General features: G+C 40.3%; 1 pseudogene. It reads left to right on the forward strand.

The features are described 5' to 3' along the window. Positions 1–226: pseudogene (locus IDG65_RS14705) on the forward strand (deoxyribose-phosphate aldolase); the annotation flags it as partial.

The raw sequence follows: 226 nt of genomic DNA on the forward strand, positions 1-226 counted from the left end.
GCCTGAGTCAACACGTACGCAAATCGATCAAATCATCGATGAAGCGAAAGCATACAATTTTAAATCTGTATGTGTGAATCCAACGCATGTTAAATATGCAGCAGAGCGACTAGCTGATTCAGAGGTGCTAGTTTGTACGGTAATAGGATTCCCATTAGGTGCGTCGACAACTGCAACGAAAACATTTGAAACAGAAGATGCAATTCAAAATGGTGCAGATGAAATT

The sequence above is a fragment of the Staphylococcus sp. EG-SA-17 genome (assembly GCF_017151845.1).
Classification (GTDB): domain Bacteria; phylum Bacillota; class Bacilli; order Staphylococcales; family Staphylococcaceae; genus Staphylococcus; species Staphylococcus aureus.